This window comes from Cupriavidus sp. CuC1 (assembly GCF_044627735.1).
In the GTDB taxonomy this organism is placed as follows: Bacteria; Pseudomonadota; Gammaproteobacteria; order Burkholderiales; family Burkholderiaceae; genus Cupriavidus; species Cupriavidus ulmosensis.
Genome location: NZ_JBIUHC010000054.1, coordinates 45,452 through 60,172 on the forward strand (window position 1 = coordinate 45,452; position 14,721 = coordinate 60,172).

General features: G+C 65.1%; 11 protein-coding genes, 3 tRNA genes and 1 pseudogene. 8 read left to right on the forward strand and 7 right to left on the reverse strand.

Features of this window, described 5'->3' with window-relative positions:
- Positions 1-29: 29 nt before the first annotated feature.
- Complete coding sequence (locus ACGLHR_RS22820; RefSeq protein WP_400096487.1) at positions 30-1,721, forward strand: ABC transporter ATP-binding protein; 1,692 nt, start codon at positions 30-32, stop codon at positions 1,719-1,721.
- 286 nt (positions 1,722-2,007) lie between these two features.
- Entirely contained in the window at positions 2,008-2,694 is a 687-nt protein-coding gene (locus tag ACGLHR_RS22825) for a C40 family peptidase (protein ID WP_400096480.1), read from the forward strand.
- Between the two features lie 107 nt (positions 2,695-2,801).
- Here ACGLHR_RS22825 and ACGLHR_RS22830 read toward each other — a convergent pair whose 3' ends face one another.
- Entirely contained in the window at positions 2,802-3,743 is a 942-nt protein-coding gene (locus tag ACGLHR_RS22830; RefSeq protein WP_400096481.1) for a patatin-like phospholipase family protein, read from the reverse strand.
- Positions 3,744-3,995: 252 nt separating this feature from the next.
- Between ACGLHR_RS22830 and gltX the strand changes: the two genes are divergently transcribed.
- From gltX to ACGLHR_RS22850, 4 genes are all read left to right on the forward strand, one after another.
- Positions 3,996-5,402 carry a glutamate--tRNA ligase gene (gene gltX, locus ACGLHR_RS22835; RefSeq protein WP_400096482.1) on the forward strand — a complete coding sequence of 469 codons (1,407 nt, stop codon included), beginning with the start codon at positions 3,996-3,998 and terminating at the stop codon, positions 5,400-5,402.
- 272 nt (positions 5,403-5,674) lie between these two features.
- A tRNA-Ala gene (locus ACGLHR_RS22840) sits at positions 5,675-5,750 on the forward strand.
- A 110-nt stretch (positions 5,751-5,860) separates the two neighbouring features.
- A tRNA-Glu gene (locus tag ACGLHR_RS22845) sits at positions 5,861-5,936 on the forward strand.
- Between the two features lie 68 nt (positions 5,937-6,004).
- Positions 6,005-6,081, forward strand: a tRNA-Asp gene (locus tag ACGLHR_RS22850).
- A 249-nt stretch (positions 6,082-6,330) separates the two neighbouring features.
- Here ACGLHR_RS22850 and ACGLHR_RS22855 read toward each other — a convergent pair.
- The 6 genes from ACGLHR_RS22855 to trxA all read right to left on the reverse strand — a co-directional run bounded on the left by ACGLHR_RS22855 (position 6,331) and on the right by trxA (position 12,923).
- The gene (locus ACGLHR_RS22855) at positions 6,331-7,683 is read right to left on the reverse strand and encodes an MATE family efflux transporter (protein WP_400096483.1); all 1,353 of its coding nucleotides are present in this window, start codon (positions 7,681-7,683) and stop codon (positions 6,331-6,333) included.
- A 24-nt stretch (positions 7,684-7,707) separates the two neighbouring features.
- Positions 7,708-9,495, reverse strand: coding sequence for an ArnT family glycosyltransferase (locus tag ACGLHR_RS22860; RefSeq protein WP_400096484.1), 1,788 nt, complete (start codon positions 9,493-9,495; stop codon positions 7,708-7,710).
- A 185-nt stretch (positions 9,496-9,680) separates the two neighbouring features.
- Entirely contained in the window at positions 9,681-9,944 is a 264-nt protein-coding gene (locus tag ACGLHR_RS22865; RefSeq protein ID WP_006157720.1) for a type B 50S ribosomal protein L31, read from the reverse strand.
- A 240-nt stretch (positions 9,945-10,184) separates the two neighbouring features.
- Positions 10,185-11,039: a M90 family metallopeptidase gene (locus ACGLHR_RS22870; RefSeq protein WP_267603673.1), complete on the reverse strand. Its 855-nt coding sequence runs from the start codon at positions 11,037-11,039 to the stop codon at positions 10,185-10,187.
- A gap of 105 nt (positions 11,040-11,144) precedes the next feature.
- A complete protein-coding gene (gene rho / locus ACGLHR_RS22875) occupies positions 11,145-12,407 on the reverse strand; it encodes a transcription termination factor Rho (protein ID WP_043347534.1) in 1,263 nt (420 codons plus the stop codon).
- A 189-nt stretch (positions 12,408-12,596) separates the two neighbouring features.
- The gene (trxA, locus tag ACGLHR_RS22880; RefSeq protein WP_010814265.1) at positions 12,597-12,923 is read right to left on the reverse strand and encodes a thioredoxin TrxA; all 327 of its coding nucleotides are present in this window, start codon (positions 12,921-12,923) and stop codon (positions 12,597-12,599) included.
- 531 nt (positions 12,924-13,454) lie between these two features.
- On the opposite strand from trxA, the gene ACGLHR_RS22885 reads away from it, so the two are divergent.
- Both ACGLHR_RS22885 and ACGLHR_RS22890 read left to right on the forward strand, forming a co-directional pair.
- The gene (locus ACGLHR_RS22885) at positions 13,455-13,721 is read left to right on the forward strand and encodes a hypothetical protein (RefSeq protein ID WP_318231114.1); all 267 of its coding nucleotides are present in this window, start codon (positions 13,455-13,457) and stop codon (positions 13,719-13,721) included.
- Between the two features lie 118 nt (positions 13,722-13,839).
- Positions 13,840-14,721: pseudogene (locus ACGLHR_RS22890) on the forward strand (recombinase RecB); the annotation flags it as partial.

Below are 14,721 nucleotides of genomic sequence, written 5' to 3' on the forward strand. Positions count from 1 at the left end.
AGGCCACGCAGGCTACACAAGCCAGCGCGATGGACCCAACGCAACCCGCGCAAGCCAAAGGCGATGCAGGCGGCCCGCTGATGTGCATCGACCGCTTGTCGGTCACCTTTGGCCATGGCGAGGATGCCACCCGGGCGGTGCGCGATGTCAGCTTCGACCTGCGTGCCGGCGAGCGTTTCGCGCTGGTGGGCGAGTCCGGCTCGGGCAAGACGGTCACGGCGCTGGCCATGCTGCGCCTGGTGGAGGACGCGCGCTACCAGGGCTCGGTGCGCTTCGAGGGGCGCGACCTGCTCAAGGTGTCGGAGCGCGAGATGCGCGGCATCCGCGGCGCCGACATCGCCATGATCTTCCAGGAGCCGATGACCGCGCTCAACCCGCTCTACACGATCGGCAACCAGATCGTAGAGACGCTGGCGCTGCATGAGGGCCTGGACCGGCGTGCGGCGCGCGAGCGCGCCATCGCGCTGCTGGAGCGCACGGGCATCAGCGACGCGGCGCACCGTTTCGACAGCTTTCCCCACCAGCTTTCGGGCGGCCAGCGCCAGCGCGCCATGATCGCCATGGCGCTCGCCTGCCGGCCCAAGCTGCTGCTTGCCGACGAGCCCACCACGGCGCTGGACGTCACCATTCGCGTCCAGATCCTGGAGCTGCTGCGCGACCTGCAGGCGGAGTTCGGCATGGCCGTCATGCTGATCACGCACGACCTCAACCTGGTGCGGGCCTTCGCCCAGCGGGTGGGGGTGATGGAGAAGGGCGTGCTGGTCGAGGTGGGCGAGACCGCCACGGTCTTCGCCGCGCCCCAGCACCCGTACACCCGTAAGCTGATCGACAGCCGGCCGCGCCGCGAGGTGCTGCCGCTGGTGCCGCTCGCGCCGGTGTTGCTGGAGGCGCGCGGCTTGTGCGTGAACTATGCGCGCAAGCGCCGCGGCCTGGCCGGGTGGTTTGGCCGTGACCAGTTTGCCGCGGTCAAGGACGTGAATTTTGCGCTGCGCGAGGGTGAGACCATCGGCATCGTGGGCGAGTCGGGCTCCGGCAAGACCACGCTGGCCCATGCCGTGCTGAACCTGCAGCGCCGCGGCGCCGGGGATATCCAGTTCCTGGGCAAGAGCCTGGACGAGGTCTCCCGGCGCGAGCGCAGCACGTTGCGATCGCGCTTGCAGGTGGTGTTCCAGGACCCGTTCGGCTCGCTGTCGCCGCGCATGACCATCGAGCAGATCGTGGGGGAGGGCCTGGCCTTGCACCAGCCGGGCCTGTCGCGCGATGCCATGCGCCAGCGCGTCACCGAGGCGCTGCGCGAGGTAGGCATGGACCGCACTGCCCTGGGGCGGTATCCGCACGAGTTCTCCGGCGGCCAGCGCCAGCGCGTTGCCATCGCGCGCGTGCTGATCCTCAAGCCGCAGGTGCTGGTGCTCGACGAACCCACATCGGCGCTCGACGTGTCCATCCAGCAGCAGGTGCTCGCGCTCCTGTCGCAGCTGCAGCGCAAGTACAACCTGAGCTATCTCTTCATCAGCCACGACCTGGCGGTGATCCGCGCCATGGCGCACCGGGTCATCGTGATGAAGTCCGGCGAGGTGGTCGAGGCGGGGGATACCGAGGCTGTCCTGGGTGCTCCACAGCACGCATACACCCGCAAGCTCATGATCGCGGCCGAAATTGGTGCGAGCGACCCGACGCTGCCACAAATTGGTGCGGCCGAACTCAGGGTGTCACCCGATTGACCTGCGGTTGACATAATCAAACTGAGAAAGCTTCTGCGACTTTCGTCGTATAGCCTTGATTGCAAAGCCTTTTATCTGAATTTTGTAACGAACTTTGACATGTGGATGACAACCTTATACCATCCGGCGAGAACTAATTTCGGGGGTGGTTCGCGCGTCTCTTATGCGTGTGGCGAGTGGTTTGCATCACTTGGTCCGCTTTTTGCATGCGAGTCATCCCATTGATTTCAAGCCCGCCCGGTGTGTTTTCCCAGGCCTGGTCTAGAACGATTCATCAGGAGAACCAATGCAGCGAATGCTTCATTCCCTGGCGCGCGGCGCCGTAGGAATTGCCATTGCCTGCGGTGCCACTCTATCGAATGGAGTGCTGGCTGATACGGTCTTCAAGGATCCCGACGCCCGCATCGACGCACGTACCGAACTGAGCGCAGAGCCGCATCCGGAAGGCAAGCGCGGCTTGCTCTCTTCGGTCATGAGCTCCACCAGCCATGTGGCCAGCAAGGCCGGCGACCTCGTCATGAACGCCCTCGGGCTGATCGGCGTGCGCTACCGCTTTGGTGGCAACAGCCCCGAATCGGGCCTGGACTGCAGCGGCTTCGTTCGCTACGTGTTCAACGACACCTTTGGCTTTGTGCTGCCGCGCCGCTCGGTTGAAATGAGCCAGGTCGGCACCACGGTGGCTTCCAACGACCTGCGTCCCGGCGACCTGGTGTTCTTCAACACCATGCGCCATACCTTCTCGCACGTTGGCATCTACATCGGCGACAACAAGTTCGTGCACGCGCCGTCCACCGGCAGCAAGATCCGTGTCGACGACATGCGCGCCTCGTATTGGGTGACGCGCTACAACGGCGCGCGCCGTATCGACGATGCGCCGCAGGACAGCGGCAGCGCCAACAACCTTGGCAATATGGTCGAGACCCTGAAGCGCTTCGACCCCAGCGCTGGTGGCCGTTCGCTCTACGGCGGCTGATCGACAGGCGGACGCGGTCCGCACAGGTCAAAGAAAAAGGACTGCCACGCAGTCCTTTTTCCATTTTCTTCATGGGTGCCGCCGCCCGGCGGCACGTGCGCCCGCCCTTACTGCGCGGCCACCGTCCCGGCGGGCCGCAGCCGAGCCTGGGCCAGCTTGTCGCGCAGGCTCGCCATCACGGCGGCGGCGGCTTGCTCGCCAGCCAGGATGGCGCGGTTGCGTGAGGCGAAGTCGCTGCCGCCCATGTCCGGCAGGTCGGGGCGGATCACCACGTCGGCCCGCGCCAGCGCCATCTTGCTGATCGACTGCCCCATGATGGCGGTGGTCTGCAGCAATACACCGCTCTGGCCGTTGCTCTTCTGGCTGGAAGGCTCGGCGGAGATATTCACGGCGATCACGAAGTCCGCGCCCATGGTGCGCGCGGAATCCACCGGCACGGGCTCGACCAGTCCGCCGTCCACATAATCATGTCCCTGGATCGAGACTGGCTGGAACACCCCCGGCACGCTGCTCGATGCGCGCACCGCCTGGCCCGTGTTGCCGCGCCGGAACAGGATCCCCTGGCCGGTCTTGAGATCGGTGGCGACGATGCCCAGCGGCAGCTTCATGGACTCGATCGGGCGATTGGCGATCAGCTTGTTGATGTAGTTCTGCAGCGCCTCGCCCTTGAGCCAGCCGCCGAAACGGGTGCCGAAGGGCAGGGCCCAGTCGGCGATGGCGGCTTCGTCCATCGTCAGCGCCAGCTTGTTGAGCTGGAAGCCGCTCATGCCTGAAGCGTAGAGCGCCGCGACCACCGCACCCGCGCTGGTGCCGGTGACGAGGTCCGGGTGGATGCCCTGGGCCTCGAGTGCCTTGATCACGCCGATATGGGCGAACCCGCGCGCGGCGCCCCCGCCAAGCGCGAGGCCGATCTTGATGGGACGAGGCGGCACCGCGGGCGGCACGGCCGGTGTTTCCGGCGTGGCGGTGAGGGTGCCCGGCTTGGGGCCAAAGGAACAGGCAGCCAGCAGCGCTGCCGCGCCGGCGCCAAGGAAGTTGCGTCGTTGCATGGATAACCGAGGGAAGAGAAATGGCGCAGTCGTCACAACCAGCGCGCGTGACGGCAGGAATATGCTGTCCGCGCTGGCCACGCGTCCCGCGCGACAGCATTCAGACCGGGCAGAGCATAAATGATTCCGCGCGGCTGGGCATTTCGAGGCAGGGCGGGGCGGGCTGCCACGCCCTGCTTGCTATAATGCGGCGATCCTACACCCCCCCGGCCTGCGCGCATTCGTGCGCGGGCTTTTTTGTTTCATTCCTATATGACACAACAACGCGTCCGCACCCGCTTCGCGCCGAGCCCGACCGGCTTCATTCACCTCGGCAATATTCGCTCCGCGCTCTACCCCTGGGCCTTTGCGCGCCGCATGAAGGGCGATTTCATCCTGCGCATCGAGGACACGGACGTCGAACGCTCTTCGCAGGAATCGGTGGACGTGATCCTGGAAGGCATGGCCTGGCTCGATCTCGATATCGATGAAGGCCCGTTCTACCAGATGGAGCGCATGGACCGCTATCGCGAGGTGGTCAAGCAGATGCTGGACAGCGAGCTGGCCTATCCCTGCTACATGAGCACCGAAGAGCTCGACGCCCTGCGCGACGCGCAGCGCGAGCGGGGTGAGAAGCCGCGCTACAACGGCTTCTGGCGCCCCGAGCCGGGCAAGGTCCTGCCGGCCCCGCCGGCCGGCGTGCAGCCGGTAATCCGCTTCAAGAACCCGATTGGCGGCAGTGTGGTCTGGGACGACGCGGTCAAGGGCCGGATCGAGATCTCCAACGACGAGCTGGACGACCTGGTGATCGCCCGCCCTGACGGCACGCCGACCTACAACTTCTGCGTGGTGATCGACGATCTCGATATGCGCATCACCCACGTGATCCGCGGCGACGACCACGTCAACAACACCCCGCGCCAGATCAACATCATCCGTGCGCTGGGCGGCGTTGCTCCCGTGTACGCCCACTTGCCGACCGTGCTCAACGAGCAGGGCGAGAAGATGAGCAAGCGCCATGGCGCCATGCCCGTGACGGGCTACCGCGACGAAGGCTATCTGCCCGAGGCCGTCCTCAACTACCTGGCCCGCCTGGGTTGGGCGCACGGCGATGCGGAAATCTTCTCGCGCGAGCAGTTCGTGGAGTGGTTCGACCTGGAGCACCTGGGCAAGTCGCCGGCGCAGTACAACCCGGAAAAGCTGGCCTGGCTGAACAACCACTACATCAAGGTTGGCGACAACGCACGCCTGGCCGGGCTGACCCAGCCGTTCATCGAGGCGCTGGGTGGCAAGGTGGAAGGTGCAAGCCTGGAAGGCGTCATCGGGCTGGTGAAGGACCGTGCGAATACCCTGAAGGACGTGGCGCAGGCCGCACTGCTGTTCTACCGTGGCGAGCCGCAGCCGGATCCGGCGCTCAAGGCGGAACACCTCAACGCTGACATCCTGCCGGCGCTGCAGGCCCTGGCCACGCGGCTGGCGGCGCTCACCGAGTGGAGGCGCGACGAGATCAGCGCGGCCTTCAAGGCGGTGCTGGCCGAGTTCGGCCTGAAGATGCCCAAGCTGGCCATGCCGGTCCGCCTGCTTGTGGCGGGGCAGTTGCAGACGCCTGCGATCGATGCCGTGCTGGAGCTGTTTGGGCGCGATACGGTGCTGCGCCGCATCCAGGCGGGGCTTGCCTGAAATAATTTGCAGAAAGTTCTGGCGGGGGCTTGCGCTCCCGCCAGGAATTCAGCATAATCTCGTTCTCCCTGCAGCGCGGACAAAAACCAAGCGGGCATAACGGATGGAAGCGATAAGAAGTAATCCCGCAGTAATGCGGATCGCAGAAAAAAGTTAAAAAAAGGGGTTGCAAAAAAGCAAGGTTGTTTATACAATCTTGTCTTCGCTGAAACGAAGAAACAAACGCGAAACGCAGTGGTAGTAAAAAGCAGTAGGCAGCAACGTAGTACCATGGGGCTATAGCTCAGCTGGGAGAGCGCTTGCATGGCATGCAAGAGGTCAGCGGTTCGATCCCGCTTAGCTCCACCAAAATGCCGGAAGTTTCGAATGCAGTAAATCGAGGCTTCCCAGGTGCGGTGAAGATCTGATTATTCAGGTCTTCGCAGTGCCAGACGGAATAAGTCGAAAGACAAGTTTCTGTCCCCATCGTCTAGAGGCCTAGGACATCACCCTTTCACGGTGAGTACAGGGGTTCGAATCCCCTTGGGGACGCCAAATAACGAACGTAACCAAACGTTCGGTTTGTCGTCGAAAGCATCGCTGTCGATGGCAAGCAAGAGTATGGAGTGGTAGTTCAGTTGGTTAGAATACCGGCCTGTCACGCCGGGGGTCGCGGGTTCGAGTCCCGTCCACTCCGCCAAAACTAAACCCGCATGGTTATGCCATGCGGGTTTTTTCTTTTGCTGTCCGGCATTCGCTCAGGCAGTTTCCGATAATCCCCGCTATTTGATTCGGCGCGCGCACGGTGGTGGCGCGGCGCATTATGTCCGGCCGCGCCTGCTAGCCAGGCAGGCATTATCGCGTCGTAGCCGGCGGCGGTCGGCCATGGCTCGACTATATGCCCTAGCCGCAGTGGAGATAATCCATCCGCCGCGCGTTCCAGGCTTGTTCAGCGTGCGCGGCGCCGGCTGACGGTGACGAAGTAGCGCACCAGCAGCGAGCCGGCGATGGCCAGGCTGATGCTGTTAGCCAGCCAGAACCCCGCGGCACCCCGTGTGAAGGCGGGCAGGGAGCCGATCAGGCCAAAGCCCAGCACGTAGCCGCCCCCCAGGCCGACGCCCCAGAGGGACACCGCGTAGATCAAGGTAGGCACCAGTGCGATCTTGTAGGCGCGCAGGATGAACGCCGTCATGACCTGTACCGCGTCGAAACCCTGGTAGAAGGCGATGAACAACATGAGAGGAAGGGCGGCGCGTACCACTGCCGGATCCTTGGCGTAGGCATGCAGCAGCGGTTCCCGCAGGATCCACAGCAGGCCGCCCACCATGATCGCCAGCGTTGCTGCCAGGCAGATGCCGCGCCGGGCAATGCGGCGTGCGCCGTCCTGGTCGCGCGCGCCGATGGACTGCGCGACCAGCGTGGAAGTGGCGATCGCCAGCGACAGCGGCAGCATGTAGGCCACCGCGCCGAGGTTGGCGATGATCTGGTGGCCAGCCAGCACCACGGTGCCCATGCGCGTGATGAAGATCGACATCAGCGTGAACGAGGTGATCTCGATCAGGTAGGTCAGCCCCATCGGCACGCCCAGGCGCAGCAGCGCGCGGATCGGCCGCGCCTGCGGCCATGCCCAGCTGGAAAAGATCTGCAGGGGGCGGTAGGCCGCGTTGCGCCGCAGGATCAGGACGCCAGAGATGCACCAGATCCAGCTGATCAGCGCCGAGGCCAGCGCGCAGCCCGGCCCGCCCATCGGCGCCAGGCCGAATCCGCCGTCGATAAACCAGGCATTGAGCGGAATCTTCACCACCAGCCCGACGAGCTGCAGCACGGTCACCATGACCGGGCGCGACAAGGCGTTGTTGAGCGCGGAGTAGATGCGAAAGCCAAGTGCGGCCGGCAAGCCGAATGCCTGGATATGCAGGTAGTGCGTGGCCTTCTCGACCAGCTCCGGCGGTGCCTGGGCAAACTCCAGCAGCGGGCCGGGGAACAAGAGCAGCAACATGCCGGGGATCGCCAGCGCCAGTCCCAGCCACGCGGCCTGCCTGACCTCGCTGCCGATTTCCGCCCCCCGCCCGGCGCCATGGAGCTGGCCGGCGATCGGGGCGAGCGCCTGCAGCACGCCCATCAAGCTGATGTAGACCGTGACGTAGATCGATCCGCCCAGCCCCACGGCGGCCAGGTCGATGGCCGAGGCCCGCCCGGCCATGATGGTATCGATCACGCCAAAGGCAATCACCGCAAGCTGGCCGACCAGGACCGGCGCGGCCAGCACGGAAATGCGGCGGATATCGTGGAACATGTTCATGCGGGCAGGCGCGGCGCAGTCACCTCAGGGGTGGCTCGGCAGCCGGCGCCCAGGCAGGCTGGGCCGGGGCGGCGCAACCCGGGACATATCGACCAGGCGATACATGCGGAAGCGCTCGTCGCGGTCGGAAGGGCGTCGGCCTTCCCAGATCAGGCGCCATTCGAAATGCGAGATGCTGGTGGGCTCGCCGTAGTCGACGGGATCGTGGCGCAGCAGGATGTCGCAGCCGTCGTTCGGGCCGCCAAAGCGGATGTGGCCGAAATAGGCAAACGAGGCCAGCTGCGCGTCGCCCATGCGAATCGGCTGCACGCAGTTATAAGCCGTGGGCAGCGCCATCGAGGCGGCCTGGGCCACATCGCGATAGGTCTTGCCGTAGTTGATCGATGGCATCCACAGCGTCATTGCCAGTACCCACATCAACGTGGTGCCCGCGGCCGAGATCACCACGGGGCGCCAGATCTGCTTGGGCGCGCGCGACAGGCGCCAGCGCACGATCAGGATCCAGGCTGCCGTCACCAGCAGCGCATAGATGATCGCGCTGACGGTGAAGTCTTGCTGGAAGCCCGGCAGCAGGCGGTAGATATTGGCGGCGATGCGCGGGGGCTGGCCCGTCGTCCTGGCGATCCACATGAACCAGACAAAGCCACCGAAGATGGTGAAGAACAGCAGGGCGAACCAGTCGATCGCGTTGATGGCGGCGCGCGTGAGCGTGGGCAACCCGAACGCGGCAAGCACGGCCATCGGCGGCAGCAGCAGGATGAACTGCACGTCGCCCGGCGAGCGCAGCAGGAACAGCAGCAGCAGCGGCGGCAGCAGCATCGCCAGGGGCAGCGCCACATGCGGCGCGCGGCGCATGCCCGACCAGCTCAGCCAGGCCCAGCAGGCAATCGGCCACACCGGCCAGGTAAACAGCAGCAGGTTGCGTGCGATGAAGTTGAGCGCGGTGGCGTTCGGTGCGCCGTAGGTGCGGCGATCGTAGCGCGACCACTCGCGGATAAAGGTCACGGCGTCGTTGTGGTCGGTCGCGCCCAGGTAGGCGGCGGCCATCCAGGCCGCCACCAGCGCCAGCGCCAGCGGTACGCTCGCGAGCAAGACGCGCGGCAAGGGCAGGGGCTTGCAGGCCAGGCCGCAGATGATGACCGACACCAGCAACACCAGCGGGATGACCGGCCCGCTGGACAGGGTCAGCGCACCCAGCCCGACGCCCAGCCAGATGCCGCCCTGGATCGGCTTGTCCAGGCTGCGCACCATGCCATACAGGCTCATGGCGACAAAGCAGACCTGGCCCACCTGCGGCGTGGTTTCGTGGCCGCGCATGGCCAGGCCCACGCAGGCCAGGAAAATCAGCAGGGCGCCGTCGGCCAGCGTGCGGCCGTAGTCGCGCGCGTTGGGCTGGCCGCCGAAGACATAGGCGAAAGGCTGCACCTCGGCGCGCCGGCCGAGCAGGTAGGTGGCGTACCAGATCAGCGCGCAGGTGCCAAAGTAAAAGAGTGCCGTGGCGATGCGCGACGCGTCCGGCGCGCCGAGCCAGCCGCCAAACAGCCGGATCATCAGGGCGCCAACCCAGAACACCAGCGGGCCGTCTTCGCCGTAAGGGCGGCCCACGATATTGGGCATCAGCCAGTCCTGGGTGCCTCCGGTGGCAAGTTGCCACATCACGCCGAAGCCGGCCGCATCCTCGTTTTTCCATGGATCGCGGCCGAACAGGCCAGCCAGGCCGTAGATGATGCAGATGGCCAGCAGCAGCGCGCGCGGAAGCGTGCCGGTGGCGGCTGCGGTCAGGTGGACACGGGAAGTCTTGGCTGCGCTCATTGATTGGTGGGGCTTGGGGGCGGCCGGGGCGGGCGCTTCCGGTTAGCTGCGTCCGGCGGCGCCGGTTGGTGCCGATCCAGCGGAGGCTGCAAAAGCAAAGAGGCAGCCGATGCTGCCTCTTTGCTTGGGTGCGCGGCGCCGGAGCATCTTGTCCGAGGCCATGCAGCGAGCGGGCTCGCGGCGAATTACTTCGCGGTGAGCTTGTTCAGCTTGCTGCCGAACTTCTGACGGAACTTCTCGACGCGGCCGGCCGTGTCCATGATCTTCTGGGTGCCGGTGTAGAACGGGTGCGATTCCGACGAAACTTCGATCTTGGCCAGGGGGTATTCCTTGCCGTCGCGGGTGATCGTGTCGCGCGTCTGGATGGTCGAGCGGGTCACGAAGCTGAAGTCGTTCGACACGTCGAGGAATACGACTTCGCGATAATTCGGGTGAATGCCTTCTTTCATGGTGTTTCCTTTCAGGTTGGGTAGCCAGTCCGTTGTTTGCCGTGCTGCTGCCGCTGCCAAGACTAAAAGCGCCAAAAGCTGGATGCGCTGATTGCACCGATTGCACTGGCAGCGTTGCGGCGAACGAACCACTTGCCGATAACGGACAATCCGGGATTATCGCAGAAAAACAAAATGCTGGGCAAGTTTTGAGTGCGCGATGCGCGGGGCGGACGAGGGTGCCGAAATATTGATCTTCGATCACATCGAGGCCGGGTCCTGACGGTAGAACGCCGCGAGCGAATCATAGAGGACCGGCCAGTGCCGGCGCAGGCCAGCCGGCTCGACAAAGAAGGTCTCCGAGGCCACCGCGAAGAACTCGCTCGGCGCCTCGCAGCCATACGGGTCGATCACCCGCAGCGCCGGCGGCAGCCGTTCCGGATGGTCCCAGGCATGGTCGGACTGCTGCTCGCATGCGTCGGCGAAGCGGTCGTATTCGGTGAGGAAGGTCTCGGCCCATTGTTCGCGGTCGATGCCCGGATGGAGCACGCGCGAGAAGGGCGGCACGCCGTCCGGTTCGCCGTCGAGCATGTCGAGCTTGTGGGCGAACTCGTGGATGACCACGTTGTAGGTGTCGTCGGGGTGGTGGGCGTGGCGCGCATTCAGTCCGGCGCCGGGCGTCTGCACATCGGGCCAGGAGAGGATGACCGGCCCATGTTCCCAGGCTTCGCCGCTGGCTTCCTCGACCACACCGTGCACCAGGCCGATCTCGTCCTCGACGGTACGGCGGATGACGAATTCACCGGGATAGAGCACGATGCCGCGCCAGCCGCGGTACCACTCGATGCCCAGCTTGAGGATGGGCACGCAGGCCTGCAGCGCCACGCTGGCCACCATGTCGTCGGTGAGCGGCAGGTCATGCGCGGTCGAGTATTCCTTGTCGGCAATGAACAGCGTGGCGAGCTCGCGCAGGGCGGCGAGATCGGCGTCGCCATAGCGCTGCACAAACGGCAGCATGGCCACAGTGTGCGTCCACAGCGCATCGGGGATCGCGTAGTGCTCGAGTTTGCGCACGCGCGAGCGCGCACGCAGGAAGTGGCTCAGTCGGCCGAACATGGGACTCCTGAAGGCACAGGGCGGAAATGCAAAAAGGGCGCGCCGAGGCACGCCCTTCCAGTGCAGTGCCAGCGCGCGAACCGCAGCGCGCGGCATAGCGAACGATCAGCCGCCTCTGCGCATCATATCGAAAAACTCGGCGTTGTTCTTGGTCGCCTTCATCTTGTCGAGGATGAACTCCATGGCCTGCACTTCGTCCATGTCCGAGATGAACTTGCGCAGCACCCAGACCTTTTGCAGGATTTCCGGCTTGATCAGCAGTTCTTCGCGGCGCGTGCCGGACTTGTTCAGGTTGATCGACGGATAGACGCGCTTTTCCGCCAGGCGGCGTTCCAGGTGCACTTCCATGTTGCCGGTGCCCTTGAACTCTTCGTAGATCACGTCGTCCATGCGGCTGCCGGTTTCGATCAGCGCGGTGGCGATGATGGTCAGCGAGCCGCCTTCTTCCAGGTTACGCGCAGCGCCGAAGAAGCGCTTGGGGCGTTGCAGGGCGTTGGCGTCCACACCACCGGTCAGCACCTTGCCCGAGGCCGGCACCACCGTGTTGTAGGCACGTGCCAGGCGGGTGATCGAGTCCAGCAGGATCACCACGTCGCGCTTGAGTTCGACCAGGCGCTTGGCCTTTTCGATCACCATTTCAGCGACCTGCACGTGGCGGATGGCGGGTTCGTCGAAGGTCGACGCCACCACTTCACCGCGCACCGAGCGCATCATTTCGGTCACTTCTTCCGGGCGCTCGTCGATCAGCAGCACGAACAGGTCCGCTTCCGGATGGTTGTTCGCAATCGCGTGGGCGATGTGCTGCAGCATCACGGTCTTGCCGGACTTGGGCGAGGACACCAGCAGGGCGCGCTGGCCACGGCCGATCGGCGCGATCATGTCGATGATCCGGCCGGTGATGTTTTCCTCGGCGCGGATTTCGCGCTCCAGCGTCAGCGGCCGGTTCGGGTGCAGCGGCGTCAGGTTTTCGAACATGATGCGGTTCTTCACCGCTTCAGGCGCTTGACCGTTGACCTTGTCCACCTTCACCAGCGCGAAATAGCGCTCGCCGTCCTTGGGGGTCCGTACTTCGCCCTCGATCGTGTCGCCGGTATGCAGGTTGAAGCGGCGGATCTGCGAAGGGCTGATGTAGATGTCGTCCGTGCTTGCCAGGTAGGAGGTCTCGGGCGAGCGCAGGAAGCCGAAGCCGTCCGGCAGGACTTCCAGGGTGCCGTCACCAAAGATGATTTCGCCCAGCTTGGCGCGCTTCTTCAGGATCGCAAACATCAGCTCCTGTTTGCGCATCCGTTGTGCGTTGTCGATCTCGAGGGTCGCGGCCATTTCGAGAAGCGCAGACACGTGAAGCGATTTGAGTTCTGTCAGGTGCATAGACGAGGGGTACAGAGGCGCCCGGACGGGCTGGACCTAAAGGAAGGGGGAGGAAATGAGCGAACGCTCGGGGAAGTTGTTGATGCCATCTTAGCACAATCCGGACGGTGCGCCAGGGAAGGCGCACGCACGTCGGATTGTGGCTACACCGGGGGGGCACCTGAAGGCGCCGCGCCCCGGGCAAGCGTCTTACAGATTGCCGTCGAGGAACGCGGTCAGTTGCGACTTGGACAGCGCGCCGACCTTTTGCGCGGCAACCGCGCCATTCTTGAACAGGATCAGCGTGGGGATGCCGCGGATGCCGAACTTGGCCGGCACTTGCTGGTTCTCATCGACGTTGATCTTTGCGATCTGCAGCTTGTCGCCGTAGTCCTTGGCCACTTCGTCCAGGATCGGGGCGATCATTTTGCACGGACCGCACCATTCTGCCCAGAAATCGAGCAGGACGGGCTTGTCTGACTGGAGCACGTCAGCGTCAAAGGAGGCGTCGCTCACATACTTGATTTGTTCACTCATGGCGGAAAACCTCTGGTTTCGCTCAGTTTAATTTGAAGGCGGGATTTGCCGAACCGCTACATTACACGAGTTTGCGCATCCCCGTAGGCAGGCGCCTCACCCGGTGCAGGCCGGCCCGAGCGACGGGACAGCCAAGATAGGCGGGATGCTGCTGATATGTTACCAGTTGATGGGAATTCAATACCTTGCCCGCCAACCTTACGGTGCGCTGCCGTACGCGGTGATAAGACCGGCCGGTGCGGCGGCGTGTAGTGCAATTCTGCCCGCGAAGCCAAGCCTGGTGGGATGATTGTATTAATCGGCGCAAGAGCTTTTATCAATCGGGAGGTGCGTCGAGGCTCGCCGCCAGGCGGCTGGCGTGTGACGTATCGATAACGTTCCTTGTGTTTGGACACCCGGTGCGCCGGCCTTGCGAGAAGCGCAATCCCATGCGATGCAAAGGTCGCGCGGCGCCACCGGACGCGTAGAATAGAATCATGCGCCCGGCCTCGCGCCCGGCGCCTTCCCGCGCAACAGACAAGGCTACAGACCATGACGCCAGACACCCCTTCCAAGCCGGATCCGGAGCAGCCTCCCGAAGTGGAACACTTGAGCGACGCGCTGGATCACATCAATGCCGCGGTCGAACAGGAGAGCATTGCCGGCGGCGCGGCCAAGGGCCTCCTGTACAGCGTCATCGAGACCCTGGGCGCGCTGATAGGCGACCCCGACCTGCCCGAGCACGCGCGCTCCGGCTACCAAGGCTTGCTGGAGACCGCGCGCGAAATCCGCACGCGCCTTGAAGGCGGCAGCCACTGAACGCTCTCCGGGTATTCCCGCGCTTTTCGCGCATCCCGATGCGCGATGCCCGGCTGCGCGCGCTGACCGCCGCGCGCTTGCTTGCCATGGCATCCGATCCGGCCGTCACTCTCGCTTCATGACCTCGCTGCAATTTCGTCCCGGCCCCGACTTCCTTGCGCAGGCCGCCGCCGCGGCCTGGTATTTCCTCGACCATTGCGGGGAGCAGCAAGCCGCCGCGCATGTGGTGGTGCCCACCGCTGCGCAGATCCCCGGCGTGCGCCAGGCGCTGGATGCCGCCGCGCGCGCGGCCGGCAAGCCGCGGCTGCTGCCACGCGTCGTCACCATTGGCCACTGGCTGCTCGACCTGCCGCCCGACCCGATCCCGGTGCGCAGCCATGCGGCGCGGCTGCTGGCCGTGCAGCAGGCCATCCGCGCGCAGGACTGGCTGCGGCGCGCATTTGGCGCGCAGACCGAGGCCGCGGCATGGGGGCTGGCGCAGACGCTGCTCACCATCAGCGACGAACTGAGCGCGCGCTGGCTCGACGACGACGCCATCCGCGACGAAGATGTCGATGGGGACGACCGTGCGGCCCTGCTGCAAGGCGCGCTGGAGCGGACCTACGCGCATCTGTCCTCCCGCTTCCTTGGCGAGGAAGCGCGCATCGTCATGGCCTTCTGGCAAGCCCTGTCCGGACCGGACGATCCGCTGCCGGCGCGCCGCCGCACGCTGCACCGGCTGGCCCAGCACCTGGACGGCCCGGTCATCTGGCTCGGGCCAACGCCGCCCCGGCCGATCGAGGAAGCGTTCCTGCGGCAGGCTGCCGAGCTCGTGCCGGTGATCCGCATCGGCTATGACTGGACTGCGCAGTCCGCGCAGGCGCAGGGCAGCGGTCTCGATGCCGACATGGGCGAGGGGCAAGGGGAGTACGACTGGTACGACACCTTGCTGGCGCTGTGGCCCGAGGCGCGGCTGCCTGGCGCGAACGAAGCCGCCGCGCGCCGCGCGCCGCGCGGTCTG